This is a genomic window from Flavobacterium sp., assembly GCF_027484705.1.
Taxonomy (GTDB): domain Bacteria; phylum Bacteroidota; class Bacteroidia; order Flavobacteriales; family Flavobacteriaceae; genus Flavobacterium.
Genome location: NZ_JAIXSL010000007.1, coordinates 464,680 through 490,296 on the forward strand (window position 1 = coordinate 464,680; position 25,617 = coordinate 490,296).

21 protein-coding genes are annotated in these 25,617 nt (G+C 41.3%); 6 read left to right on the forward strand and 15 right to left on the reverse strand.

Going from position 1 to position 25,617, the window contains the following annotated elements:
• The 3 genes from rnc to pyk all read left to right on the forward strand — a co-directional run bounded on the left by rnc (window position 1) and on the right by pyk (window position 2,787).
• A complete protein-coding gene (gene rnc, locus Q0058_RS04120; protein ID WP_298221465.1) occupies window positions 1-744 on the forward strand; it encodes a ribonuclease III in 744 nt (247 codons plus the stop codon).
• 115 nt (window positions 745-859) lie between these two features.
• Window positions 860-1,348, forward strand: coding sequence for an IPExxxVDY family protein (locus Q0058_RS04125; RefSeq protein WP_298221466.1), 489 nt, complete (start codon window positions 860-862; stop codon window positions 1,346-1,348).
• 5 nt (window positions 1,349-1,353) lie between these two features.
• Window positions 1,354-2,787: a pyruvate kinase gene (gene pyk / locus Q0058_RS04130; protein WP_298221467.1), complete on the forward strand. Its 1,434-nt coding sequence runs from the start codon at window positions 1,354-1,356 to the stop codon at window positions 2,785-2,787.
• Between the two features lie 55 nt (window positions 2,788-2,842).
• Here the strand turns inward: pyk and dinB are convergent, their stop codons facing one another.
• On the reverse strand, window positions 2,843-3,925 hold the full coding sequence (gene dinB, locus Q0058_RS04135) for a DNA polymerase IV (protein WP_298221468.1): 1,083 nt from the start codon (window positions 3,923-3,925) through the stop codon (window positions 2,843-2,845).
• Window positions 3,926-4,018: 93 nt separating this feature from the next.
• Between dinB and Q0058_RS04140 the strand changes: the two genes are divergently transcribed.
• The gene (locus tag Q0058_RS04140) at window positions 4,019-4,489 is read left to right on the forward strand and encodes a CYTH domain-containing protein (RefSeq protein ID WP_298221469.1); all 471 of its coding nucleotides are present in this window, start codon (window positions 4,019-4,021) and stop codon (window positions 4,487-4,489) included.
• On the opposite strand, the gene Q0058_RS04145 is transcribed toward Q0058_RS04140, so the two are convergent.
• The 11 genes from Q0058_RS04145 to uvrC form a co-directional block, all read right to left on the reverse strand.
• Window positions 4,490-5,002, reverse strand: coding sequence for a septal ring lytic transglycosylase RlpA family protein (locus tag Q0058_RS04145; protein WP_298221470.1), 513 nt, complete (start codon window positions 5,000-5,002; stop codon window positions 4,490-4,492). It abuts the gene before it with no gap.
• Window positions 5,003-5,076: 74 nt separating this feature from the next.
• Window positions 5,077-5,499 carry a hypothetical protein gene (locus Q0058_RS04150; RefSeq protein WP_298221471.1) on the reverse strand — a complete coding sequence of 141 codons (423 nt, stop codon included), beginning with the start codon at window positions 5,497-5,499 and terminating at the stop codon, window positions 5,077-5,079.
• 78 nt (window positions 5,500-5,577) lie between these two features.
• A complete protein-coding gene (pgi, locus tag Q0058_RS04155) occupies window positions 5,578-7,221 on the reverse strand; it encodes a glucose-6-phosphate isomerase (protein ID WP_298221472.1) in 1,644 nt (547 codons plus the stop codon).
• Window positions 7,222-7,429: 208 nt separating this feature from the next.
• The gene (locus Q0058_RS04160) at window positions 7,430-8,659 is read right to left on the reverse strand and encodes a peptidoglycan DD-metalloendopeptidase family protein (protein ID WP_298221473.1); all 1,230 of its coding nucleotides are present in this window, start codon (window positions 8,657-8,659) and stop codon (window positions 7,430-7,432) included.
• Window positions 8,660-8,681: 22 nt separating this feature from the next.
• Window positions 8,682-9,611: a tryptophan 2,3-dioxygenase family protein gene (locus tag Q0058_RS04165; RefSeq protein WP_298221474.1), complete on the reverse strand. Its 930-nt coding sequence runs from the start codon at window positions 9,609-9,611 to the stop codon at window positions 8,682-8,684.
• Window positions 9,611-10,387: a DUF3108 domain-containing protein gene (locus tag Q0058_RS04170; RefSeq protein ID WP_298221475.1), complete on the reverse strand. Its 777-nt coding sequence runs from the start codon at window positions 10,385-10,387 to the stop codon at window positions 9,611-9,613. Before Q0058_RS04170 ends, Q0058_RS04165 begins: the two co-directional genes overlap by 1 nt.
• Before the next feature lie 295 nt (window positions 10,388-10,682).
• Window positions 10,683-11,843: a 4-hydroxyphenylpyruvate dioxygenase gene (gene hppD / locus Q0058_RS04175; protein ID WP_298221476.1), complete on the reverse strand. Its 1,161-nt coding sequence runs from the start codon at window positions 11,841-11,843 to the stop codon at window positions 10,683-10,685.
• A 194-nt stretch (window positions 11,844-12,037) separates the two neighbouring features.
• On the reverse strand, window positions 12,038-13,195 hold the full coding sequence (locus Q0058_RS04180; protein ID WP_298221477.1) for a homogentisate 1,2-dioxygenase: 1,158 nt from the start codon (window positions 13,193-13,195) through the stop codon (window positions 12,038-12,040).
• A gap of 311 nt (window positions 13,196-13,506) precedes the next feature.
• Entirely contained in the window at window positions 13,507-14,985 is a 1,479-nt protein-coding gene (locus tag Q0058_RS04185) for an amino acid permease (RefSeq protein WP_298221478.1), read from the reverse strand.
• 82 nt (window positions 14,986-15,067) lie between these two features.
• Complete coding sequence (locus Q0058_RS04190) at window positions 15,068-17,278, reverse strand: patatin-like phospholipase family protein (protein ID WP_298221479.1); 2,211 nt, start codon at window positions 17,276-17,278, stop codon at window positions 15,068-15,070.
• Between the two features lie 7 nt (window positions 17,279-17,285).
• A complete protein-coding gene (uvrC, locus tag Q0058_RS04195) occupies window positions 17,286-19,085 on the reverse strand; it encodes an excinuclease ABC subunit UvrC (protein ID WP_298221480.1) in 1,800 nt (599 codons plus the stop codon).
• Window positions 19,086-19,182: 97 nt separating this feature from the next.
• Here uvrC and Q0058_RS04200 point away from each other — a divergent pair, with 97 nt between their 5' ends.
• Both Q0058_RS04200 and Q0058_RS04205 read left to right on the forward strand, forming a co-directional pair.
• Window positions 19,183-20,430 (forward strand): pyridoxal-dependent decarboxylase, encoded by a 1,248-nt coding sequence (locus Q0058_RS04200; RefSeq protein ID WP_298221481.1) that lies wholly within the window; start codon window positions 19,183-19,185, stop codon window positions 20,428-20,430.
• Entirely contained in the window at window positions 20,412-20,975 is a 564-nt protein-coding gene (locus tag Q0058_RS04205) for a 5-formyltetrahydrofolate cyclo-ligase (RefSeq protein ID WP_298221482.1), read from the forward strand. Before Q0058_RS04200 ends, Q0058_RS04205 begins: the two co-directional genes overlap by 19 nt.
• Before the next feature lie 138 nt (window positions 20,976-21,113).
• On the opposite strand, the gene Q0058_RS04210 is transcribed toward Q0058_RS04205, so the two are convergent.
• From Q0058_RS04210 to ileS, 3 genes are all read right to left on the reverse strand, one after another.
• Window positions 21,114-21,710 carry a lipoprotein signal peptidase gene (locus Q0058_RS04210; protein WP_298221483.1) on the reverse strand — a complete coding sequence of 199 codons (597 nt, stop codon included), beginning with the start codon at window positions 21,708-21,710 and terminating at the stop codon, window positions 21,114-21,116.
• An 85-nt stretch (window positions 21,711-21,795) separates the two neighbouring features.
• The gene (locus tag Q0058_RS04215) at window positions 21,796-22,176 is read right to left on the reverse strand and encodes a TraR/DksA C4-type zinc finger protein (protein WP_298221484.1); all 381 of its coding nucleotides are present in this window, start codon (window positions 22,174-22,176) and stop codon (window positions 21,796-21,798) included.
• 7 nt (window positions 22,177-22,183) lie between these two features.
• The gene (gene ileS / locus Q0058_RS04220; RefSeq protein WP_298221485.1) at window positions 22,184-25,585 is read right to left on the reverse strand and encodes an isoleucine--tRNA ligase; all 3,402 of its coding nucleotides are present in this window, start codon (window positions 25,583-25,585) and stop codon (window positions 22,184-22,186) included.
• Window positions 25,586-25,617 lie beyond the last annotated feature (32 nt).

Below are 25,617 nucleotides of genomic sequence, written 5' to 3' on the forward strand. Positions count from 1 at the left end.
TTGAAAAAACTGATTCATAAAATATTTAAAAACTCCCGTTCTCCTGAAGACGGGATTTTTTTTACTGCGCTTGAAAAAATACTGGGATTCAAGCCGCTCAATGTTTCGTTTTACAAAAAAGCATTTACGCATCGTTCTTCGAATAAGCTTGATGAAAAGGGAAATGCCGTCAATTATGAGCGCCTCGAATTTCTGGGCGACGCCATGCTAAGTTCCGTTATTGCTGCACATTTATTCAATGAAGTGCCGACCGGAGACGAAGGATACCTGACCAAGATGCGTTCTAAAATCGTAAGTCGCGAGCATTTGAACGAATTGGGTCGCGATTTAAACCTCATCGAATTCATTGAAAGTAAAGTGCCTGCTTCGCATTTTGGGGAAAATATCCACGGGAATGTTTTTGAAGCCTTAGTCGGCGCAATCTACCTTGATCAAGGTTATGAGTATTGTGAAAAATTCATTCAGAAAAGAGTCGTCGTTCCTTATGTAGATATTGCCAAGCTTGAAGGCAAAGTCATCAGCTACAAAAGCCTGCTCATAGAATGGTGCCAAAAAGAGAAAAAATCATTTTATTATGATGTTTTCGAAGATAATGGCATTACCGGCGAGCGGCTTTTTGGTGTAAAATTGAGCATTGACCAGAAAGTGATTGCAAAAGCCCGGGCAACTTCCAAAAAGAAGGCCGAAGAAAAGGCATCTCAACGCGCTTATTTTGCACTCCAGAATAAGATAGATTCTAAGTAATTGAAACTTTCTTAAAACTATAACGTTTTCGTTGCCAAATTATCGTTAACAAGTACTTTTTAAATCTTTTTTCTCAATAACATATCTTATATTTACGGCTTATTTAATTTGAAAAATGGCTGTCTTAAAGTTGCATCTTGACGAATTTGATGAAGTGGATTATGACCTTATTGCCATTCATTCTTCTTTAGAAGATTTCCGTTTAGCTTATTTTATCAATCAAAATTTACCCATTATCTTAAGCAAAAACAAGGAAGAAGTTGGCGTCGTCGTAAAAGAAGGGGAAGCTTTTTTTACGAAGTTTACTTTTGATGATGCTAAGAATGATATGCTTTGGAGCCTGATTCAAAACAAGAACGATATCATCACCCAGCAAAAAAGCACGAAACAAAATCTGTTTTTGGATACTAACCTAGAAACCCTTAGAAAAGTACATCTGATTTCGGAGTTGAAAAAAGTAGATTATTTTCTTAAAATAGAAAACAACAACGGTGTTTTTCTAATGGAAGACCTTGTCAGTAAACTCCATAAAATCGAACGAATTTCTGCTGTATATGCCGTCATTCCTGAAAAAATAAAATCAAAAAACAATTTAATTTTTTAAACCCAATGCCAACAAACAAAAAAACTAAAATTGTAGCCACACTAGGACCGGCTTGTAGTACGAGAGCTGTCTTAAAAGACATGATTGATGCCGGTGTCAACGTATTCCGAGTCAATTTTTCGCATGCTGATTACGAGGATATCAAAGAAAAAATCGGCTTGATCCGCGGACTCAATGAAGAGTTTGGTTATACCACAGCCATTTTGGGCGATTTACAAGGCCCTAAACTACGTGTAGGCGTGATGAAAGAAGATGTTGTGGTCAATGACGGAGATCTGATCACTTTCCAGACCGCAGAAGATGTTCCCGGAACTGCCCAACGCGTGTACATGAATTACAAGGAATTCCCTAAAGACGTCAATCCCGGAGAAAGAATCCTACTCGATGACGGAAAACTTATCTTCGAAGCCGTCGAGACCAACAAAAAAACAGAAGTGGTTTGCCGCGTTGTTCAGGGCGGTCCATTAAAATCAAAAAAAGGGGTAAACCTCCCAAACACCACGGTTTCCTTGCCGGCTTTAACCAAAAAAGACGTTAAGGACGCTATCTTCGCCATTGAACAAAAAGTCGATTGGATTGCGCTTTCCTTCGTAAGAACAGCTGAAGACTTAATGGAATTGCAGGAACTCATTGCCAAACATTCCGATCATAAAATTCCAATTATCGCCAAAATCGAAAAGCCTGAAGGCGTTGCTAACATCGACAAAATCGTAGCATTCTGCGACGGATTGATGGTGGCCCGAGGCGATTTGGGTGTAGAAGTTCCGGCTCATGAAGTTCCGTTGATTCAAAAGAAACTCGTCAACCGAGCCAAAACTGCTAGAATTCCGGTAATCATTGCTACCCAAATGATGGAAACGATGATCTCAAGCTTAACGCCAACTCGTGCGGAAGTGAATGATGTTGCGAATTCCGTAATGGATGGAGCCGATGCCGTGATGCTTTCAGGCGAAACATCCGTTGGGAATTATCCTGTTCAGGTCATCGAAAAAATGACACAGATTATTGAAGCGGTTGAAGATTCTCCGCTGATTCAGGTGCCTCAAAACACGCCACAAGTCAGAACCAAACGTTTCATCACCAAATCGATCTGCCACCACGCAGCGATGATGGCCAACGTAATCAAAGCAAAAGCAATCTGTACCTTAACCAACAGCGGATATACAGCATTCCAGATTTCGGCCTGGAGACCATCAGCACATATTTTGGTGTTCACCTCGAACAAAAGAATCCTGACGCAACTCAATTTGCTTTGGGGCGTGAAATCGTTTTACTACGACAAATATGTGAGCACGGATGATACGGTGACCGACATCAATCAAATGGCGCGCGACCGCGGTTTTGTGGACAAAGGCGATTTCTTAATCAACCTGGCCGCAATGCCTGTAGCCGATAAAGGAATGGTCAATACGCTAAGGGTTTCTGAAATAGAAAAATAGATTTTCAACATAAGACAAATTAAAACCTTCATTTTACGTGAAGGTTTTTTTATGGCTAAAAGTCAAATTTCAATTGGACGACTACGGTTTTCTTGACTTCCGTATTGAGATTGTTAAGTGAAATACCGAGCAACCGCACCGAATTTTTCATCCGTTCCTGAAACAGTAATTCTTTGGTCGTTTCGAATAATAGCGCTTTATCGGAAATGAAATAAGGCAAGGTTTTGCTTCGGGTCTGCAACGTAAAATCGCTGTATTTGATTTTTAAAGTCACTGTTTTTCCTGCAATCTTGTGCTTCTTTAAACGCCGTTCGAGTTCTGCTGCGATGATTTCGAGTTTTTCGAGCATGAAAATCTCGGAAGATAAATTTTCATTGAAAGTGTGTTCGGCGGCTACAGATTTGGCAACACGTTGGGCTTTGACTTCGCTGTTGTGAATGCCACGAACTACATTATAATAGAACCTTCCAGATTTTCCGAAATGCTTTTCCAAAAAATCCAACGGTTTGTTTTTTAAATCCAGACCGGTAAAAATTCCCAATTGATACATTTTTTCTGTAGTTACTTTTCCGACGCCGTAAAATTTACGAATCGGTAAATCTTCTAAGAACGGAATGACCTCATCCGGATTGACCGTTTTTTGTCCGTTGGGTTTGTTATAATCCGAAGCGATTTTAGCTACAAATTTATTCACCGAAATGCCTGCAGAAGCCGTAAGCCCGATTTCGTCAAAAATGCGCTTACGAATCTCCTGTGCGATTAGCGTGGCGCTTGGATTTCCTTTTTTGTTTTGCGTGACGTCGAGATAGGCTTCGTCTAAAGAAAGTGGCTCAACCAAATCGGTGTAATCATGAAATATTTTTCGGATTTTATTGGAGATTTCCTTGTAGCGATCAAATCGTGGGCGTACAAAAATGAGCTCGGGGCAATTTTTCTTCGCCAGATAGCCGCTCATCGCCGAACGAACACCAAATTTCCGGGCTTCATAACTCGCCGCTGAAACTACGCCACGGGTTTCCCCGCCACCAACTGCCAATGGCTTTCCACGTAAATCGGGATGGTCCATTTGCTCTACGGAAGCGTAAAAAGCGTCCATATCGACGTGAATGATTTTCCGGTTTGGGCGCAATTCTTCCATTCAACCTAATTAAAAAGCAGCTTCTGTGATTGTTTTTGAACCCATAAAGATAAATGTAATATCTTTGAAAATAAAGCCATTCAAAATTAAAAAATGATAGAAATAGAACGAAAATTTCTCGTGGTTTCCGAAGCGTTTAAATCGCTTGCACACTCGAAACATCTGATTGCGCAAGGCTATTTGAATTCCAACCCCGAACGTACGGTACGCGTGCGTATTTTAGGCGAGAGCGGCTTCCTGACCATCAAAGGAAAAGGCAACCAAACCGGCATGACCCGCTTTGAATGGGAAACGGAAATTTCATTGCTCGAAGCAAAGCCATTATTGGCGCTTTGTGAGCAAGGCGTCATCCATAAGACGCGTTATGAAGTGCATGTCGGAAAACACACTTATGAAGTGGATGTCTTTTCAGAAGACAATGAAGGTTTGATCATTGCTGAAATTGAATTGAATTCCGAAGATGAAGCCTTTGAAAAACCCGACTGGCTTGGGCTTGAAGTAACCAATGATCCTTGTTATTACAACGCTTATTTAAGTCAAAATCCTTTTAAAAGCTGGAAATAACTAATTCATCTGTTCAATCTTGACGATAAGGGCTCCGCTGTTCTTATTGTGGGCAATTTCCATGAAAGCCCTTTTGGAAAGGTCGATTTCCCTGCCACGAGAGAAAGGACCGCGATCGGTTACTTCAACCAAGACACATTGTCCGTTGGTTTCGTTGGTAATTCTCAAAATCGTTCCGAAGGGTAGTTTACGATGTGCGGCGGTATATTTGCTGTTGCTGAATCTTTTGCCACTGGCTGTTTTCTTACCGTTGAATTTATTGGCATAATACGAAGCGTGTGCCGATTTCTTGTAAAGACTGAATTTTCCGGTAACGGCTATAACCGTATCATTGAAAATGATTTCGGGCTGCACAATAGCTACTTTCTCCGGTGCTGTTTTTTCTGTTCCTGATTTTGTAACCGAGATGGTGTCTTTTAAAACCGTTTTTTTGGTCTTGCTTTTAGAAACGGATTGCGCGTTGGCCCATGTTCCTAGAAGCAATAACAATAATATAGGGATTATTTTTTTCATTTAAAATGTATTTGATGTACTGCTTTTCAGGCGCACCAATGGATGAAAAAAGTCCGTTGTAGACTTCTATACATTTAGAACCATAATGACCACGGAATTCTTGATAGGATCAATAATAATCCGAGCCCGTAGAAAAGCGCAATCGATTTGAATTTGGCCTGACTGTCGGCGGCTTTCTTATGTTTTGACCAACCAATAGTAATGAGCGCAATCGCTATGATATTGATCAATGGATGCTCAAGTGAAGTCAACCTTAAAGTCTTATCGCTCATCTGCCCGAAAGCAATGGAACCGTAAGGCGAAACGAAATACAGGATAAAACCAAATACTAATTGAATGTGGGTAGCAATCAGCGCCAGCAAAGCTAGCTTTCTGTCATGGGGCATGAACTCTTTCTGTGATGATCGTTTTATAAGAGCATTAGCGAATGCAATCAATAAAGAAATCAAGACTAAATAGGCCCAGCCCGAGTGTGCTTTCTGAATAATTTCGTACATGTTTTTTTGTTTTGGATTTCAAATATACACAAAAAGTATAAAAAAACCCTACATTGCTGTAAGGCTTTTTGTGTGTGTTTATTTGTTTTGTAAAAAATGTCTCAATAAAAATTCTGTTGAACTGTCGTGGGTTTTGACCGTTTTGGTGTGGATTTCTTCTAAAATAGAATTCGCTAGTTGTTTTCCGAGTTCGACGCCCCATTGGTCATAACTGAAGATATTCCAGATCACACCTTGCACAAATATTTTATGTTCGTATAAAGCAACTAATGAACCCAAAGTTTCAGGTGTAAGCTTTTGGATTAGGATTGTATTGGTTGGCTTGTTTCCCGCAAACACTTTGAACGGGCGCAGAAAATCAGCAGTTTCATGAACCATCTTTTGTTTGTCAAATTCTGCCTGAACCTGCTCTTGCGTTTTTCCATTAAGTAAAGCTTCTGTTTGTGCAAAAAAATTCGACATCAATTTGTCGTGATGATCCTGGTCGCCATAAAGCGACTCTACAAAGCCAATAAAATCTGTCGGAATCAGTTTGGTCCCTTGATGAATTAACTGGAAAAAAGCATGCTGCGAATTCGTTCCGGGTTCGCCCCAGATGATGGTTCCGGTTTGGTAATTGACCGGCTTTCCATCGCGCCCTACACTTTTTCCGTTACTTTCCATTATGCCTTGTTGTAAATAAGGCGCGAGTTTTTGGAGGTATTGCGTATAAGGAATCAACGCTTCACTTTCAGCACCAAAAAAGTTGTTGTACCAAATGCTCAGCAAAGCCAGAACAACAGGAATGTTCTTATCGAAATCTGCCGTTTTGAAATGCTCGTCCATTTGATGGGCGCCTTTCAATAGTTTGTCGAAATTGTCAAATCCGACCGCCAGACTGATTGACAAACCTACCGCACTCCAAAGGGAAAATCTTCCGCCAACCCAATCCCACATTGGGAACACATTATCGGCGTCAATTCCAAATGCCGTAACGTTTTTAAGGTTTGTAGAAACAGCCACGAAATGCTTCGCCACATCTTCTTGTTTCGTGGATTGTAAAAACCATTTTCGAATTGTTTCGGAATTGGTTAACGTTTCCTGTGTTGTAAATGTTTTGGAAACAATCACAAAAAGGGTAGTTTCAGGATTTAACTTTTTAATAATTTCATTCACATGATCGCCATCGACGTTGGAAACAAAATGCAGGTTGAGATGGTTTTTGTAGAATTGTAAAGCTTCTACAACCATTGCTGGCCCGAGATCAGAACCTCCAATTCCAATGTTCACAACATCGGTAAATGCTTTTCCGGTATATCCTTTTCTATCGCCATTGACGATTTCATGCGTGAATTTTTTGATCTTGTTTTTAACTTCAAAAACTTCGGGCATGACGTTGATTCCATCGACTTTTATGATGGCGGATTCCGGCGAACGTAAAGCGGTATGAAGTACAGCCCTGTTTTCGGTTTGGTTGATGCTGTCGCCACCAAAATATTTTGAAATCGCATCTTTAAGCTGGGCTTCATTGGCAAGTTCACCAAGCAATTGCATCGTTTCTGAAGTGATATTGTTTTTGGAAAAATCGACTAGGAAATCATTCCATTGGATGTGAAATTTTGAAGCCCTGTTATTGTCTTGCTCAAACATTTCTTTGATGCCATTGTCTTTCATGGATTCGAAATGCTTGGCTAAGTTTTGCCAGGATTTTGTTTGGGTTGGATTGGTATTTTGTAAAGCCATGCTGGTGTGATTTTATTTTGAAATTTTGAGTTGCAAAGATAATAAAGTTATGGAACGCGGAGGACACGGTTTATAAGGATTTACACAGATTTAATATCAATTCTATTTGGGTTGAGAAGCCCTAGCCCCGATAGAAGAGAAAATCCTTTTGTGCTGGGGTTCAGCACAAAAGATTGCAACGGATAGCGGGAACCAGCTCCTAAAAAAATTACTTCTTAAATTTCGAATGGGCTACACTGTCCAGTTCGCGCTTCAGGGGTTTCATTTGTGCTAAGAATCGAGGCAGGTTGCGCTTGTCCATCGGTTCAGAATTCGGAAGTTTTAGTTTGAGCGCATCGACCTGAACACCGTTTTTCCAGAAACGGTAACATACGTGTGGGCCAGTAGCCAGTCCGGTGCTTCCAACCTTTCCGATAATGTCGCCTTGGTTGACGTGTTGTCCGCGGCGCGCCAGAATTTTGGACATGTGCAAATATTGTGTCGAATACGTGCGGTCATGTTTTACCTTGACGAAGTTTCCGTTTCCGGCTGTAAACCCCGTTTGTTCAACGACTCCTGAGGCTGTAGTCATAATCGGAGTTCCTGTTGGAGCTGCGTAATCGGTGCCTTTGTGGGCTTTCCAGATCAGCTGTACCGGATGGAACCTGTTTTTGGTAAAGTGTGAAGTAATATTGACATATTTGAGCGGCGCTTTGAGGAAGAAATTTTTGAGTGCTTTTCCTTCGTCATCGAAATAATCGAGTTTGCCGGAACCTTCATTTTGTTCGAACGGAAAGGCGTAAATAGTTTTGCCTTTGTATTCGAAGAACGCGGCTTTAAGACTGTCGACGCCGTCGTAAATCGTGTCGTCAATAAAGCGTTCGGTGAAAGTAATGCCGAATTTATCACCTTTTTTAAGTTTGAAGAAGTCGATTGACCAAGCGTAAATCTTGGTAATTTTACTGGCTAAGGCAATATCAACACCTTCTTTTTGTATGGCTTCGGAAAGAGAGCCGTCGAGACTTCCGGCAATAGTTCTTTGCTTGATTCGTATTGGGCGGATTTTTTTGGAAACGTGAACGGAATCCCTGAAATCTATTACATAATAAGTTCCTCTGTCAGGCTGATAAACGAACGCTTGTAATTTCTTTTTGCGGTCTTTGGATCTGAAAAGCGTGAATGGTTTGCCGATACGCATTATTCTGACATCGAAACTGTCCTTGACTTTTTCGATGATGTCGTATACTTTTTGGTCTCCAAGATTTTGTTTGTCGAGGATGCTACCGAAAGTATCGCCGCTTTTGATGGTGTCGTTGGCAACATTGAAGTCGTTGTATTTGAATCCGAATTGTTCGACGATGGGAATGGGTTGGTTTTCAGCATATAGGATTTCATCTTCCTGATTTTTACAGGAAAACAATGCCAATAAAATGATAGTGACTGTGATTACTTTTTTCAAAGTTTTTTGATTTGTGCGATGATTATTCTGCTCCCCAGTTTTTGAGTTCTTCTTCGGTCCACAATTCGGGGAAGAAAATCCTGCGTTGGTATTTGGGGTGCATGTATTTTTTCCAGTCGCTTCCGCCGGTAGCTTCACCGCTGCCCTGCCCGCTTTCAATGTACTTTCTCGCGGCATTTAAATGGCCCATCACCCAAGTGATATTGACAGTATGGTCGTAATGTCGCATGGCTTTGATGAGTTCAGGATTTTTTTGATCGACTTCGGGAAGTTGTTTGAATTTCTGCCAAAGGTTGATGGTATTGTATTCTTCCATTTCCCTTAAAAACAAAGCTTTGTATTTGCGTTCGAACTCTAAGATCAGGAATGATTTTTCGCCTGTTTGATGGTCTTTGCCCGCGGCCTGCCAATACAGATGCTCGAAAGCATGTTCGTAGGGTGTATTTCTGTTAATAGTCGCTCTGAAACGATAATCAATAAGGTTGATCAGATCGGTGGACGCAAATTCGATGAGGCGGTATTGCGCGCTTTGGAAACCACTTGCCGGAGTCAGCGTATTTCTGAATTTCATGTATTGTTCTACTTCCATGCCGTCACCCATGATGTCAAAAGATTGCGTCAGCATATCGAAGTAACGGCTGATGCGCATGAGTCTTTCTGTAAAAAAATCTGTAGCCGGTTTTGGATTGTGTGATAATTGGTGAATTTCCCAAAGAATCATTTTGAATAGCAATTCATTAACCTGATGGTACATGATGAATACCATTTCGTCAGGTAACGTGGTTCTTTGGATTTGTAGATTTAGCAAGGCGTCGGTCTGGATGTAATCCCAATAAGTGATAGGTTTCGCCCAAAGTAAACCTTCAAGATGGGTTTCTGTTTTTTGGTTGATGGCTTGAAATTTATCTTCAAGATGTACTAAAATTTCATGAGTATTATTGGTGATCTCCATTAGGGTTTTACTTTTACTTTAAAAGAATATTTTAAACCTTTAAACGCATCCAAATCAGCTTTTATGGAACCAACTGCTAAGGCGGCCTTGATACGGATAGGTAGTTTATTGTCATCATTTGAAATCCAGACGGTCAAACTTTCCTCTTCTTTGAAAACTCGGCCAGATTGCACTAATGGTCTGAAAATCATCGTAGGCACAATACCAAATTTGGTGTCGAGGTCTTCGTATCCAAGGAATTTTAATTTGAATTTTGTGATTTCATCGTCGAAAAACATGTCAATGACAACAGATTCGCCGACTTTAAGTTTATCGATGTTGGGATGGTTTCTCAGATAATAAAACGTGGAAACCATATCCTGAATATTGTCGGTAACAACTATGGTTTTCTCAGTGTTGTTTTTATAATCCTTCACCAGAACTTTGTTACTGTTCTGATTGAAAAATCCTTCTTGGTCCTTTCTATAGCCGCCTTCGTCAATTTTTCTGACGAATTGGTATGGACTTCCGGTTTCTCTGTCAAAATAGCTTTCGTAAAGATCATCTACCTTGAAAAAAAACCGCGACATTCCTGTGGTATATCCTTTGCCAACCGCATGATAGACTTTTTTGTTGTTTCTGACCGCTTCGCCTACTTCGAGTGTTGCGTAACCAGCATTCACCAGTCCGTAATGGATTCTGAATTTAAACCATTCGCCGACATCAAACGCTCTTTCTTTTTGTGAACTAAAACCGAAAGTGGATATAATTAATACAAATGCTAGGATTCTTTTCATCTTTTTTTGAATTGATTTCTGCCGAGAACTCAATATCTGTTCCAAATGTATTAAAACAAAAAAACCCAGTCAAATTAATGACTGAGTTTTTATGCTATTAACCAACCAAAAACTATAAATTATAAAAAATTTATATAAAAAGATCCGGAAACCACTCCTTTGCTTTTTGTTGGTACAAAGATAGATTCATTTTTATTATATTCTTAATTAAAAATCAACTTTAACACGTTATACTTAAAAAACTCAGACGAACGACGCGCTGTTTTAATGAATTCTCAATTATTTCATATTTTTATTAAAGAGTCCCTCGTTTTTCCTGTTCTCTCTCAATAGATTCGAAAAGCGCTTTGAAATTTCCTGCTCCGAAACCTTTGGCACCCATTCTTTGAATGATTTCAAAAAATAATGTAGGTCTGTCTTCAACAGGTTTGGTGAAGATTTGCAACAGATATCCGTCTTCATCGGCATCAACCATAATGGCTAATTTTTCAATCTCGGCAATGTCTTCGTTCATCATTTTCATATGATCTCCCAAGCGATTAGGAATATCTTCATAATAAGCCTTTGGCGGAGCTGATAAAAATTCTATGCCACGTTGTCGCAATTTGGTTACGGTTGTGATGATATCGTCGGTGGCAATCGCAATGTGTTGTACGCCTGAACCTTCATAAAAATCCAAATATTCTTCGATTTGGGAGCGCTTGTTTCCTTTTGCAGGTTCGTTGATCGGGAATTTGATTCTACCGTTACCATTGCTCATCACTTTGCTCATCAAGGCTGAATATTCGGTATGGATTTGTTTGTCATCAAACGAAAGGAAATTTACGAATCCCATCACTTCCTCGTACCATTTTACCCAAACATTCATTTGGTTCCAGCCTACATTGCCTACCATATGATCGATATATTTCAATCCAATCGGCTCTGGATTATAATCTGATTTCCATTCCACATAACCCGGTAAAAAAGTACCTGTGTAGTTTTTGCGCTCTACGAACATATGCACGGTTTCGCCATAAGTGTAGATTCCGGCACGGACGACTTCTCCGAATTCGTCTTTTTCAACTATCGGTTCCATATAGACTTTGGCGCCGCGTTTTGTAGTTTCTTCAAATGATTTTCTGGCGTCTTCCACCCAAAGCGCAACCACTTTTACGCCATCTCCATGTTTTTTGACGTGTTCCCCGATTGGCGAATCGCTCGTTAACGCCGTGGTCAGTACCAATCGGATTTTGTCTTGTTTTAACACATAAGATGCTCTGTCTCTGACGCCAGTTTCCAACCCTGCATAGGCTAACGATTGGAATCCGAAGGCGGTTTTGTAGAAATGAGCCGCTTGCTTGGCATTCCCGACGTAGAATTCTACGTAATCGGTACCCATTAAAGGAAGGAAATCTTGTGCTCCTTCGAATATTTTTTCTAGTCCGTAATCGACGGAGGTGACTTGTTTTGACATGATTTTTATTTTTTTTATCGTAAACTGTTTGGGAACGCGGATGAAGCGGATTGGACAGGTTTACGCTGATTTTATATTTATTGTAAAAGTTGTTTTTGATACTATAGCCTAGCCCCGATAGCAGTGGAAATCCTTTTGTGGCGGGGTTCGCCATAAAAGATTGAGAACGTATAGCGGGAAATAGCTTCTAAAAACTATTCCGTCCAAGATTTGTAATACTTCCTGTCATCGATTCGCATGGCGTCTTCTGTAACCATTAACGGTCTGAATGTATCAACCATCACCGCCAACTCGTGGGTTTCGGTCTGACCGATGCTTCGCTCCATCGCGCCCGGTGCCGGTCCGTGTGGGATGCCTTTCGGATGCAGCGTGATGTGGCCTTGTTCAATATTATTTCTACTCATGAAGTCTCCGTCGACATAATATAAAACCTCATCGCTGTCGATATTGCTGTGGTTGTAAGGCGCGGGAATCGCTTTCGGGTGGTAATCGTAAAGCCTTGGACAGAACGAGCAAACTACAAAAGAGGCGGTTTCAAAAGTCTGGTGCACCGGTGGCGGTTGGTGCACGCGGCCTGTAATCGGTTCGAAATTGTGAATGCTGAACGCATAAGGGAAATTATAACCATCCCAACCCACAACATCAAATGGATGTGTAGCGTATACCATTTCGTGAATCATGCCTTCTTTTTTGACCTTGATCAGAAAATCGCCTTTCTCGTCATGGGTTTCGAGTTCAGTCGGCAATTTGAAATCACGTTCGCAAAATGGGGAATGTTCGAGATGTTGGCCCGATTCGTTTTTGTATCGTTTTGGCGTGTAGAAGGGCGTGAAAGATTCTACATAAAACAAACGGTTGTCGTTAGTTTCAAATTCAATCTGATAAATCATACCGCGCGGAATGATCAGGTAATCGCCATATTCGAATGGAATATTTCCGAGCATTGTGCGCAGTGTTCCTTTGCCTTTGTGGATGAAGATCATTTCATCGGCATCAGCGTTTTTATAAAAATAGGACGTTAATGATTGTTGCGGTGCGGCCAGTCCAATCGTGCAGTCTTTATTGACGAGCATGGGTTTTCGGCTGTCGAGGAAATCGGCCTGTGGTTGCACTTCAAATCCTTTAAGCAATAAAGATTTAATGTTTTTTCCGATGGCGATTTTAGGCTCTACGGAATAGGATTTAATAATTTCTTTGACTTGCGTCGGACGATGAACATGGTACAAAAGCGAAGAATGTCCGTGGAATCCTTCGGTTCCGAAAAGCTGTTCGTAATACAATCCGCCGTTTGGTTTTTCGAAGATCACGTGACGCTTTTGAGGGAAGTCTCCTAGTTTGTGATATATTGGCATAACTTTTTAATTAATAATGAATAATAAAAATATCTAATTCATAATTAAAAAATTCATTCAGGATTCCTTTTGATGAGGAATTTGAGGTGTGCTAATAAACCAATCCAGGTTGTTTTCATAGGTGTGAATGCTGTTTATTATAAGTCACGTTTGGCATCGCCCAATACTATAAAAATAAATTTCAAGGCGATTCTACAATAACAAATATCGTAAAAAATCATTTTGGAACAGCAGTTCTTGTGAAATATTTAAACGCAAAAAAGGCATTGATGTATAATTTTCAATGCCTTTTGATATTAAATAAATCCTGATTATTTATCGGGATGGTTGAGCCTGCTGCGTTTTCTACTGTAAGTAAAATAAATCACCAATCCGATGGCCAACCAAACAATAAGTCGCAACCAGTTGGTCCAGCCTAAACCGTAAATCATTGCCATACAAACGATGATGCCTAAAATTGGAACCAAAGGAACGAATGGTGTTTTGAATTCTCGTTTCATATCTGGCTCCGTTTTTCTCAATACAATCACTGAAAAACACACAAGAATAAAAGCGAAAAGCGTCCCAATACTAGTCATATCGCCGACAATATCTCCTGGAATAAAGGCTGCGAACAAACCAACAATAACCAAAATCACAAGGTTTGCTTTATAAGGTGTTTTGTATTTAGTATGCAAATCTCCGAAGGCTTTCGGTAGCAATCCGTCTTTACCCATAGAATAAAACACTCTTGATTGTCCTAATAACATTACTAGAATAACAGAAGTAAATCCGAATAAAATCGCAACGGTTACAAATTGTGCCAACCATTGGTATGAAGTTCCCATGGCTGAAGTGATGGCATTCGCTACAGAAGCTTCTTTTCCGCCGGTTCTGAAGAACTCCACCGATTCAAGCCCAGTCAGCACGTGTGCGAATAATATATATAAAACGGTACAAATAGCCAACGATCCTAATATTCCAATCGGCATATCGCGTTTTGGATTTTTGGTTTCCTGAGCCGCAGTACTTACCGCATCAAATCCAATAAAGGCAAAGAAAACGGTTCCGGCGGCGCCAAGGATTCCCATGATGCCTCCGAAATGGTGGCCGACGCCATGCTCATCCACAAAAACAGAATCCTGCGGAATGTATGGCGTATGGTTCGCCGGGTTGATGAATGACCAGCCCAAAACAATAATCAATACCACAATAGTCACTTTCACCACGACAATTAATCCGTTGACGAATGCAGATTCCTGAGTTCCTTTAATCAAGAGCAAACTAATCACCGCAACAATAAACAATGCCGGCAGATTGATCAAACCTTGTTCGCCTATAGCGGAAGTCTGGAAAGGCGAATGGCACAACGAATACGGAATCGGACTCGTATGCAGCACATTGACCAGCAGGTTGTTGAGATATTCACTCCACGCAATCCCAACCGTGGCTGCTCCTACGGCATATTCAAGGATCAAATCCCAACCGATAATCCAAGCGAGCAATTCGCCCATGGTTGCGTAAGTATAGGTATAGGCACTTCCGGAAATCGGAATAGACGAAGACAATTCAGCATAACACAATCCCGCCAAAGCACAACCGATCGCGGCTACGATAAAACCAAGTGTTACTGACGGCCCTGCATTTTGGGCGGCAGCAGTCGCGGTTCTTACAAAAAGACCGGCTCCGATAATAGCTCCGATTCCGAGCGCGATCAATGACCAAGCGGTCAGGGTTCGTTTCATTCCTTTTTCGGATTCCGAAGCTTCGCTTAATAATAGTGCTAGAGGTTTTTTCTTCCAAATTGACATGGTGATGCTTTTAATGGGTTATTGAAGCCAAATATATTATTTTTTCGACAACATCAAACATAAAATTTAGACTACCCAAGGCTTAGAACCAAAATCCGACGCTAAACCAGGCAAATCCTTTTTGCAATTCAGGCGACCATGAATATTTAAACTCAACTGGTCCGAGAATCGATTCCAATCCGTAACCCAAAGCGTAACCGCTGTATTTTACTTGGGAAATCCATTTTGAAGTTTCGAAAAGATGGTCTTCGATATTGGCGTAATTCGCAGCAAAATTGATGTGGTTTTTCTTGAAAATCTCGTAATCGAACGTAAAACTGCTCTTAATATAACTGTCGCCATTGAGGCTTAAAAAATCGTAGCCATAAAAAGGTCTGAAATTGTTGACAGGCGCAAATCCGTAGCCGCCTAAAGAAAAATCAAAAAAATGAACGCTTTCCTCGCCCAAAGCAAAACCCATTTCAGATTGTATTTTTAGGGTGGCTTTTTTGAATAAAGTCTGCGCCACGCCAATCTCGCCTTTGGCAATGGAAAATTGGTTGAATTGGTTGGTGTAATCCGACGAAAACAAATACGACTGGTAATCACCGAAAAAATACCAGCCTTTTTTGGGAAAATATTTATTGTCTAAAGCATCGTATTTTACATAACCAAAAACACTTCCGTAGTTGCTTTTCTCAAAATAAGGCGTCGCGCTGTCGAGCGTTTTCGACTTGATGCTCAGAAATTGATGCTCAATCCCGGCACCAATCAAAAACTTCTGAATAAAGATTGTCTGGACGTAAGCCTGATTGATGACATTCGAAAAATCGATATTGATGGAACGGATGCCAAGCTCGTCGAATAATGCGCCATCTTTAAAATCCGTGGACACATTGCGGTTGAATTTATTGAATTTAGAACGCAGACCGAAACTCCAGTAAAAACCATTATCGATATAATAATCCAGGTTATACCTTAGGTTATCGCCTAAAATCAGATCGAACGAAGTTACGTCATTTCTGAACAACGTCTTCTTTTGTGTGGCGTTGAGCAAAATCCCGCTTTTGTACAAGCCGTCGTAATGTATCGCAAATCTCAGGAAGGTTTTGTTTGGGTTTTCAGTAAGATTGAGCACCAAATCGTCCTTGTCGTTGTTCTTTTCCAAAGAATAATTGATCGTGCTGAAATTTTGTGTCGCCGCGATATTATCCATTCCGTTTTTGATGTCGTTGTATGTGATGTTCGAGTTTTGCTTAAACCTTAATTTCCCAATCACATAAGATCTAGTGTAATTTTTTAAAGTATTGATTGCGATGTTTTTGATTTTGAGACTATCTGCATTCACGGAATAAGGATGTTTGGGAACCACTCTTGTCGAATCGCCCAAAACCTTGATTTTTTCATACATTGCAAAAGCAGCTTCTTCACCTTTTTTGACGATTTCCTGACCTTCATTAAAAGAAATGACGCCATAATTGGAAATATCCGGTTTGATGTAAATGTCGGTTTCTTTCAATTTCTCCTTCATCTTCTCGATCATCTGCAAATTCGAAATCTGCACGAGAATCCGCGTCGCATCTTTAAGTGAATTTCGGTCTTTCAAATCGTCCTGCACATCTACACCAATGATGATATCGGCACCTAATTTCTTAATTTCATCCACCGGGAAATTATTCGTGACGCCGCCATCCACAAGCAATCTTCCGTTAATTTCCACCGGGAAAAACAAAGTCGGGAAAGCGCCACTGGCCGCCATCGCTTCAGCCAAATAACCTTTGTTAAGCAGCACTTCTTCGCCAGTTTCTATATCGGTAGCCATGCATAAAAACGGAATCGGAAGTTTGTTGAAATCGCGCACATGACGCACATTATAAGTTAAGCGGTTCAATAAATTGTAATTGTACATGCCTCGTGACAAAGCGGTTGGAATACCGATTTTCATTTTTTTGAACGGTAAAGTGAACGCGTAAATCTCATCGTTCTTTTTCTCGAAAAAAGTCTTGGAAGCTCTGGGCGTGTAATCACTCAGCAAAGCATCGAAATCAGTCGCGCGAAATATCGAATCAATCTGATGCGCATTATAACCCGAAGCATACAAACCGCCAACCACCGCGCCCATACTGGTTCCACCGATATAATCGATCTTGACGCCGGCCTGTTCTAATACTTTCAAAACGCCGATGTGCGCAAAACCTTTAGCCCCGCCGCCGCTGAGTACCAATCCGATTTTGGGTTTCTTTTTTGGCTGCTCCTGAGAGTAAGCTTGAAGTAAGGTGAAAAATGCCAGAATAAGCAATGCCAGTCTTTTCATGGAGCCTTTACGGGTTAGAAGTTTTGTAAAAGTCGGTAATTTTTTTTGCTTTTGAAACACCCACCACGGCAGAAATTTCGTTTTCGGTGGCCAATTTCAATCTTTTAACACTTTTGAAATGCTGAATTAACGTCAGCATTGTTTTCTCTCCGATGCCGGGAATACTTTCAATCGATGAATTTAGCGCCGATTTACTGCGTTTGTCACGGTGAAAAGTAATGCCAAAACGGTGCGCTTCGTTGCGCAAATACTGGATCACTTTTAGAGTTTCCGATTTTTTGTCGAGATATAACGGAGCCGAATCGCCCGGATAATACAGTTCCTCAAGGCGTTTCGCAATGCCTACAATTGCTATTTTTCCTCGCAATCCAAGCGCGTCGATACTTTTCAAAGCCGAAGACAATTGCCCTTTTCCACCGTCAATGATAATCAGTTGCGGCAAAGGTTCGTTTTCGTCAAGCATGCGTTTGTAACGGCGGAACACGACTTCTTCCATCGAGGCGAAATCATCAGGCCCGACAACGGTTTTAATGTTGAAATGACGGTAATCTTTCTTGCTCGGTTTGCCGTCTTTAAAAACCACGCAAGCGGCTACCGGATTGGTTCCTTGTATATTGGAGTTGTCAAAACATTCGATATGACGCGGCTCGACCGACAAGCGCAAATCTTTCTGCATCTGCGCCATAATGCGGTTCGTGTGACGGTCGGGATCAACAATTTGTAGTTGTTTCAATTGTTCAATCCTGTAAAATTTAGCGTTGCGCTCAGACAAATCGAGAATCTGTTTTTTATCGCCAAGCTGCGGAATCGTGACTTTAATATTTTCTCCAACAACAACCGCAAACGGAACTATGATTTCTTTCGATAACAAATGGAATCGCTCTCTCAATTCGACAATCGCGAGTTCCAAAAGCTCTTCGTCAGTTTCGTCGAGTTTTTTCTTGATTTCGAGTGTGTGTGAGCGAATGATCGAGCCGTGCGCAATCTGCAGGAAATTGACATAGGCGGCGCCTTCATCGGAAACAATCGAGAACACATCGATGTTCGTGATTTTCGGATTGATGATCGTCGAGCGCGATTGGTAATTCTCAAGCACTTCTATTTTCTCTTTGATTTTCTGTGCTTCCTCGAACTGCATATTCGCGGCATATTCGGTCATTTTCTTTTTGAAATCCTTAAGGCTTTCCTTGAAGTTTCCCTTAAGAATCTGTCGAATCGCATTGACTTGTTCGTCGTAGTTTTCTTTTGATTCAAATCCTTCGCACGGGCCTTTGCAGTTGCCGATATGGTATTCTAAACAAACTTTGAACTTGTGGTTTGCTATATTTTTTTCATTGAGATCATAATTGCAGGTGCGCAACGGATACAATTCCTTGATCAGGTCTAAAATCGTCCAGACGGTTTTGAAACTAGTATACGGGCCAAAATACTCCGAACCGTCCTTGATCATTCTTCTCGTAGAAAACACACGCGGGAAAGGTTCCTTCTTGATGCAAAGCCACGGATAGGTTTTGTCGTCACGCAACAATACATTATAACGCGGCTGGAGTTTTTTAATCAGATTATTCTCCAACAACAGCGCATCGGATTCGGTCGGCACCACAATGTGTTTGATGTTGACGATTTTCTTAACCAGCACGTTGGTTTTGGCGGTATCGTGTACTTTATTGAAATACGAGGAAACCCTTTTTTTGAGGTTTTTGGCTTTGCCCACATACAGAATCTTGTCTTCCTTATCGTAATACTGGTACACGCCCGGACCGTCGGGAAGCGATTGTATCTGGAGTTCAAGCGATGGGTTTTGCATGAAACAAAGTTAATTTTAAATGCATCAAAATACAAGCCTAACATTTGTCATGTTTTGTGTTGTCGAAACGATTTAGTTTTGACGAAAATTTAGCCTTATGTGGTATTGGAAAAAACTTTCGCAGGAAGAACGCAAAACGAGAATACAGGAAGCTTTGCTCGAAAACATCAATTTTATTGAAGACATTTCTTTGGGTTATCCGGCCTCAAAATTAGACGGACAAGTGTTTTACGACGCGCCGTTTTTGAAAGAAGCACCAACTTTGCAAACCTTTGTAGCGAACCCAAATCACATCGGTTGCCATACGCTCGGAGCTTCTGAAAATGTTTTTAGTGGTACACATGAACTCGAACGTGAAGTGTTGAATGTCTTAGCTGTAGATGTTTTCAAAGCCAAACCGCATTCTTTTGATGGTTACATTTCACCCGGCGGCACCGAAGCCAACATTCAGGCACTTTGGATGTACCGCAATTATTTCAGGTATAAAAAAGAAGCGGAATTGCATGAAATAGCCATCCTCGCTTCTGAAGACACGCATTACTCGATTCCGAAAGGCGCGAATCTTTTGCATCTCGATTGGATTAAAGTTCCGGTGGCAACCGACACAAGAGCCATCGACAAAAACGCTTTGGAAAAACTCGTGATCGAAGCGAAACAAAACGGCAAAAAATATTTCATTGTGGTTTCCAATTTAGGGACGACAATGTTTGGCTCGGTGGACCATCCTGAAGATTACATTTCGGTGTTGGAGAAACATCATTTAGATTACAAACTTCATATTGACGGTGCTTACGGCGGTTTTGTGTATCCTTTCAGCAACGAATCTTCTACAATCAATTTCAGCAATCCCAACATCAGTTCGATTACGATTGATGCGCACAAAATGCTGCAGGCGCCCTATGGAACCGGCGTTTTTATTTGCAGAAAAGGGCTTATTGAAAACGTGCTTACCAAAGAAGCAGCTTATGTAGAAGGCATGGATTTGACGTTATGTGGCAGTCGCTCCGGCGCCAATGCCATCGCAGTTTGGATGATCCTTTTTACTTACGGTCCGAATGGTTGGTTTGAAAAAGTGAGCGTGTTGCAAATGCGCACCCAGTTTTTGTGTAAGGAACTCGATCGTTTAGGCATTGTATATTTCCGCGAACCGCACATGAATATTGTGACTTTAGACGCTACTTATATTCCAAAATCGCTTGCGGCAAAATACCATCTGGTTCCTGAAAACCATCATGGCGACAATCTGTGGTATAAAATTGTGCTGATGCATCACGTGGAAGTGGAGCATTTGACTACTTTTATAGCAGATTTGAAAGCCGCACTTTTATGCTTAAAAACGAATTAAGGAAAAAATACCAACTGTTGCGTTCCCAACTTTCGGAACATGCTGTTGAGGAAATGAGCCTCGATATTGCGAACCAATTGGTGACATTGCCGCTTTGGGAATTGAAATACTTTCATGTTTTTCTGCCAATTTTAGAGAAGAAAGAAGTCGATACGGAGTTTATCCTGCATGTACTTGCCGGAAAAGACAAAGATATCGTAGTGTCTAAAAGCGATTTCAGCCGAATGGATATGACGCATTTCTTATTGACCGATTCGACGAAGTTTGCGAAAAACAGGTACGGTATATCGGAACCCGTTGATGGTTTGGAAGTTCCGGTGGCTAAAATCGATGTGGTTTTTGTGCCGCTGTTGGCTTTTGACAAACTCGGACACCGCGTAGGTTATGGCAAAGGTTTTTACGATACTTTCTTAATGGAATGCAAGCCGGAAACCCTCAAAATTGGTTTGTCGTTTTTTGAAGCGGAAGATTCAATTGAAGATGTTTGGGAAGGTGATCAGAAACTTGATTATTGCATTACACCTAAAACGGTCTATAAGTTCTAAAGCCCTAGCCCTGATAGCAATGAAAATCCTTTTGTGACGGCGTTCGGCACAAAAGATTGCAATGGATAGCAGGTTCCCGGCTACTGAAAACAAATAAAATGGAACACGGATGCCGCTGATTTGACTGATTAACGCAGATTAGTTTTTGTGAAATGCTTTTTTGTTGAAAACGATCAAAATTCCGACGCCTGTAGAAATGGCCATATCGGCGATGTTGAAAATCGCATTGAAAAACTTGAATTCCTTGCCGCCCCAGATTGGGAACCATTGTGGGAAATGCCCGTCAACTATTGGAAAATAGAGCATATCGACCACTTTGCCATGAAGCACCTGACCATAAGGTTTGTCTGAAAACAAAGTCGCCAAATGGTTGTGGCTGTTGTCGAAAATGATGCCGTAGAATACCGAATCGATGATGTTTCCGAAAGCGCCTGCGAGAATGAGTGCAATAGCTACAATCAAATATGTTGAGCTGTTTTTCTGTACGGAATCCCAGAGCCAATAACCGATTGCGGTAACTGCAACCAATCTAAAAAGCGTTAAAAACAATTTGCCATACGTTCCCGGAATTTCAGTTCCCCACGCCATGCCTTCGTTTTCGATGAACAGGATTTTGAACCAGCTGAACACACTAACTTCTTCTCCGAGAACAAAATTGGTTTTGATGTAAATCTTGCTGACCTGATCTACTAATAAAATAATGAAAATCAGGAAATAAGCGTTTCGTAATGACATTTTTATGTTTTTAATGCGCCAAAAATAATACTATTTCTAAAAAAAACGCTCCGGTTGGAGCGTTAATTATAAGGTAATTTTATGCTTATCGTTGCATGTTTTTGGCTTCGATGCTCATCGTCGCGTGCGGAACAATCATCAAGCGTTCTTTGCTGATGAGTTTTCCGGTTACTTTGCAGACGCCGTAAGTTTTATTTTCGACACGGAAAAGCGCGTTTTTTAAGTCGCGGATGAATTTTTCCTGACGGATCGCCAATTGAGAATTCGCTTCTTTAGACATCGTTTCGCTGCCTTCTTCGAAAGCCTTGAAGGTTGGCGAGGTATCGTCGGTTCCGTTGTTTAAGTCATTCATATAGGCGCTCTTGATCAGATCAAGATCTGCTTGGGCTTTGCTGATTTTTTTTAGGATTAGTTCTTTGAACTCCGCCAAGTCGCTGTCGGAGTATCTTGCAATTTCATCTACCATGGTCTTGTTATTTTGTAATTAGTATTCTTGTTTTAATGTCGTCGAATTCGATGTCGATTCCGTCTGTTATTGTGCCTTCAAAAACGAGCGTTTCGGTTAGTGTTTCAGATTTGATGTACGTTACGTTAGCGTGGACGGCTTTTTCGAGTTCGTCGTTGTTTTGCAGCTGCACTTTAATCTTGTCGGTCACTTCAAAACCGGAATCTTTTCTGATGTTCTGGATGCGGTTGACCAATTCTCTCGCGATTCCTTCCTGTTTCAATTCCTCGGATATCGTGATGTCAAGCGCTACGGTGATTCCGTTGGAATTCGCAACGAGCCAGCCTTCAATATCTTGGGAGGAAATCTCCACATCATCTTGTGATAAAGTTATAGTATTTCCTGAGATTTCAATATTTAGGATACCTAACGTATCAAGCTGGTTGATTTGCTCTTGTGTAAACTCTTGTATCTTCTTGGAAATCAAACCCATATCTTTTCCGAAACGCGGGCCTAAAGTCTTGAAATTCGGCTTGATTTGTTTCACTAAAATACCTGAACCGTCGTCTAAAATCTCGACTTCTTTAACGTTGACTTCCGCTTTTATGAGGTCTGAAATGGCCTCGATTTCAGCACGTTGATGTTTGTCAAGTACTGGTATCATTACCTTTTGCAACGGTTGACGTACCTTGATCATCTCTTTCTTTCTGAGCGATAAAACCAGTGAGGAAATGGTCTGTGCTTTCTGCATTTTACTCTCGAGAGATTTATCAACAAAGTTTTCAACGTATACGGGGAATTCCGCGAGGTGAACGCTGTCAAATTTTTCTGACTTTGTGTTTTGCGTCAGGTCTCGGTAAAGCTTGTCCATAAAGAACGGAGCGATTGGCGCGCCCAATTTACTGATCGTCAAAAGACACGTATACAAAGTTTGGTAAGCGGCAATCTTATCCTGCGCATAATCACCTTTCCAGAAACGGCGGCGGCACAAACGCACGTACCAGTTGCTCAGGTTTTCCTGAACAAAATCAGAAATCGCACGGGCGGCTTTTGTCGGTTCATAATCGGCGTAATAAGCATCGACGTCTTTAATTAACGTGTTGAGTTCTGAAATGATCCATTGGTCAATTTCCGGACGTTCGTGCAGCGGCACTTCGGCTTCTTCGTACTTGAATTGATCGATGTTTGCATACAACGCAAAGAATGAATACGTATTGTATAAAGTCCCGAAGAACTTGCGGCGCACCTCAGCAATGCCCTCGATGTCGAACTTGAGGTTGTCCCACGGGTTCGCATTGGAGATCATATACCAACGCGTCGCATCCGGGCCGTATTCTTCAATGGTTTTGAACGGATCTGTCGCGTTCCCCAAACGTTTGGACATTTTCTGTCCGTTCTTGTCGAGCACCAAACCATTCGAAACTACATTCTTATAAGCGATTTTATCGAAAACCAACGTTCCGATAGCGTGCAAAGTATAGAACCAACCGCGCGTCTGGTCTACACCTTCTGCGATAAAGTCGGCTGGAAAATCTTTGTTTTCGTCAATCTTGTCTTTGTTTTCAAACGGATAATGCCATTGTGCGTAAGGCATCGCGCCTGAATCGAACCAAACGTCGATTAAGTCAGATTCGCGTTTCATCGGTTTTCCTGAAGCGGAAACGAGCGTAATTTCATCGACTACATTTTTGTGTAAATCGACCAAATCGTAATTCGACTCTGCCATGTTTCCGATTTCGAATCCTTTGTACGGGTTTTCTTTTTGGAAACCTGCTTGAATTGATTTTTCGATTTCGGTGTAAAGTTCTTCTACCGAACCAATCAGTATTTCTTCTTTTTTATCCTCTGTTCTCCATATTGGCAAAGGAATTCCCCAATATCTGGAACGTGACAAATTCCAGTCGTTGGCATTTTTGAGCCAGTTTCCGAAACGGCCTTCGCCAGTGGCTTTGGGTTTCCAGTTGATGGTTTCATTGAGATCGAACATGCGGTCGCGCACTTCGGTGATTTTGATGAACCATGAATCGAGCGGATAATACAACAACGGCTCGTCGGTTCTCCAGCTATGTGGATAACTGTGTACGTATTTCTCTACTTTGAATGCTTTATTTTCTTCTTTAAGACGGATGGCGATTTCAACATCAACGGATCTTTCGGGCGCAGTGCCTTCATCGTAATATTCGTTTTTGACGTATTTGTCGGCAAACTCACCCATATGCGACGTGAATTTTCCTTGCAAATCTACCAAAGGAACTGGATTGCCATTGGCATCCAAGACCAACATCGGCGGGACTTCGGGAACAGCTTCTTTGGCTACTTTCGCATCATCGGCTCCGAATGTCGGGGCGGTGTGTACGATTCCGGTTCCGTCTTCTGTCGTAACGAAATCGCCTAAAATCACTCGAAAGGCGTTTTCAGGATTTTGGTATGGAAGTGTGTAAGGCAACAATTGCTCATACCGGATTCCAACCAAATCTTGTCCTTTACATTCAGCTAAAATTCTGTATGGGATTTTTTTATCACCGTCAGCAAAATTCTCGAAATCGGCATTATCATGGCTTTCGAAGAAGTTTTTCCCGAATTGTTTTCCCACTAAGTTTTTAGCGAGAACCACTTTAGCATGATGGAAAGTATATTGGTTGAAAGTTTCCACCAAAACGTAGTCGATTTTCGGACCAACGGTTAAAGCGGTATTTGACGGTAAAGTCCAAGGTGTGGTTGTCCATGCTAAAATGTGGATTTCACCAAAACCTTTTAAAAATTCAGGAAGTGTTTCGGATTTTGCTTTAAACTGCGCGACAATGGTCGTATCGGTTACATCGCGGTAACTTCCGGGCTGGTTGACTTCGTGCGAACTCAAACCTGTTCCTGCTTTGGGTGAATACGGTTGAATCGTGTAGCCTTTATACATTAAATCTTTATCGTAGATCTGTTTCAAAAGCCACCAGACACTTTCCATATATTTGGACTTATAAGTCACGTATGGATTTTCCATATCGACCCAATAACCCATTTTTTCCGTAAGATCGTTCCACACGTCGGTGTAACGCATGACGGTTCTTTTACAAGCTTCGTTGTATTCTTCAATCGAAATTTTGGTTCCGATGTCTTCTTTTGTAATTCCAAGTTCTTTTTCAGTGCCAAGTTCTACAGGCAAACCATGCGTATCCCAACCGGCTTTACGCTTCACCTGAAAGCCTTTCTGGGTTTTGTAACGGCAGAAAATATCTTTGATGGCGCGCGCCATGACGTGGTGAATTCCGGGCAAACCATTCGCTGATGGCGGGCCTTCAAAAAACACAAATGGGGTATTGCCTTCGCGCGTGGTGACGCTTTTTTCAAATATGTTTTCCTTTTTCCAAAAATCAAGAACTTCTGAGGCGACTGTAGGTAAGTCAAGTCCTTTGTATTCTGTAAACTTAGTGCTCATGGTATCCTTTTCTAAAATCGATTTGCGAAAGT

What these genes read in the sequence shown, in the direction of transcription:
- Q0058_RS04125 (WP_298221466.1), top strand. Translation starts at nt 860, where the DNA reads ATGGCTGTCTTAAAGTTGCATCTTGACGAATTTGATGAAGTGGATTAT.
- pyk (WP_298221467.1), top strand. Translation starts at nt 1,354, where the DNA reads ATGCCAACAAACAAAAAAACTAAAATTGTAGCCACACTAGGACCGGCT.
- dinB (WP_298221468.1), bottom strand. Translation starts at nt 3,925, where the DNA reads ATGGAAGAATTGCGCCCAAACCGGAAAATCATTCACGTCGATATGGAC.
- Q0058_RS04140 (WP_298221469.1), top strand. Translation starts at nt 4,019, where the DNA reads ATGATAGAAATAGAACGAAAATTTCTCGTGGTTTCCGAAGCGTTTAAA.
- Q0058_RS04145 (WP_298221470.1), bottom strand. Translation starts at nt 5,002, where the DNA reads ATGAAAAAAATAATCCCTATATTATTGTTATTGCTTCTAGGAACATGG.
- Q0058_RS04150 (WP_298221471.1), bottom strand. Translation starts at nt 5,499, where the DNA reads ATGTACGAAATTATTCAGAAAGCACACTCGGGCTGGGCCTATTTAGTC.
- pgi (WP_298221472.1), bottom strand. Translation starts at nt 7,221, where the DNA reads ATGGCTTTACAAAATACCAATCCAACCCAAACAAAATCCTGGCAAAAC.
- Q0058_RS04165 (WP_298221474.1), bottom strand. Translation starts at nt 9,611, where the DNA reads ATGGAGATCACCAATAATACTCATGAAATTTTAGTACATCTTGAAGAT.
- Q0058_RS04170 (WP_298221475.1), bottom strand. Translation starts at nt 10,387, where the DNA reads ATGAAAAGAATCCTAGCATTTGTATTAATTATATCCACTTTCGGTTTT.
- hppD (WP_298221476.1), bottom strand. Translation starts at nt 11,843, where the DNA reads ATGTCAAAACAAGTCACCTCCGTCGATTACGGACTAGAAAAAATATTC.
- Q0058_RS04180 (WP_298221477.1), bottom strand. Translation starts at nt 13,195, where the DNA reads ATGCCAATATATCACAAACTAGGAGACTTCCCTCAAAAGCGTCACGTG.
- Q0058_RS04185 (WP_298221478.1), bottom strand. Translation starts at nt 14,985, where the DNA reads ATGTCAATTTGGAAGAAAAAACCTCTAGCACTATTATTAAGCGAAGCT.
- Q0058_RS04190 (WP_298221479.1), bottom strand. Translation starts at nt 17,278, where the DNA reads ATGAAAAGACTGGCATTGCTTATTCTGGCATTTTTCACCTTACTTCAA.
- uvrC (WP_298221480.1), bottom strand. Translation starts at nt 19,085, where the DNA reads ATGCAAAACCCATCGCTTGAACTCCAGATACAATCGCTTCCCGACGGT.
- Q0058_RS04200 (WP_298221481.1), top strand. Translation starts at nt 19,183, where the DNA reads ATGTGGTATTGGAAAAAACTTTCGCAGGAAGAACGCAAAACGAGAATA.
- Q0058_RS04205 (WP_298221482.1), top strand. Translation starts at nt 20,412, where the DNA reads ATGCTTAAAAACGAATTAAGGAAAAAATACCAACTGTTGCGTTCCCAA.
- Q0058_RS04210 (WP_298221483.1), bottom strand. Translation starts at nt 21,710, where the DNA reads ATGTCATTACGAAACGCTTATTTCCTGATTTTCATTATTTTATTAGTA.
- Q0058_RS04215 (WP_298221484.1), bottom strand. Translation starts at nt 22,176, where the DNA reads ATGGTAGATGAAATTGCAAGATACTCCGACAGCGACTTGGCGGAGTTC.
- ileS (WP_298221485.1), bottom strand. Translation starts at nt 25,585, where the DNA reads ATGAGCACTAAGTTTACAGAATACAAAGGACTTGACTTACCTACAGTC.